1 pseudogene is annotated in these 589 nt (G+C 75.0%); it reads right to left on the reverse strand.

Going from position 1 to position 589, the window contains the following annotated elements:
- Positions 1–482 (reverse strand): annotated as a pseudogene (locus AC2W7C_RS18810) (SDR family oxidoreductase); the annotation flags it as partial.
- Positions 483–589 lie beyond the last annotated feature (107 nt).

The following is a 589-nucleotide window of genomic DNA, read 5'->3' on the forward strand; positions in this document are numbered from 1 at the left end:
TCACGATCGCCCGGATCGCCGCCAGGGCCGGCAGGCTGGGGGTGACAGGCCCCTCCCCCCGGCTCGGCGACCAGCCGCCAGACCGCCCGCGCCGCCCGGCCCTCCCCGTCCACGCCATAGGCCTGCACCCGCATCGCCCCGCGATCCGAACCGAACGCCGAAGCCCAGGCCGACATCGCCATCAGGCCTCGAGCCAGCGGAACTGGATCGAACCGGAAGGCCCGCGCCAGCCCGCCCAGAACCCAGGCGCCCAGGTGCGCCGGCCAGGGCTCAAGCCCCGCCAGAAACAAGGCGCGCTCGCGCGGCTCGAACCGCGTCGGGAACAGATCCAGGTCCGGCGTCTCGCACAGCGAAACGAGCCGCCGCCCTGCGCGCCCGAAATCGCGCCGATGGAGCCCGCTCCAGCCCCGTCGCATCGTAAAGACGCCTCCGTCGAAGACCAGCACCGGCCGCCCCAGCCAGGACAGGATCGCCTGCGTCACCGACAGGCCGCGCGGCGCCCGCGCCCCGGCGAGATCGCCGCCTCGACCGACACCACCTCGCGCCAGCCCGCGGTCAGCCGGTCCAGGACGGCGTTCGACAGCGCCGG

The organism is Brevundimonas sp. CURTG3B2_SDJG (genome assembly GCF_057364705.1).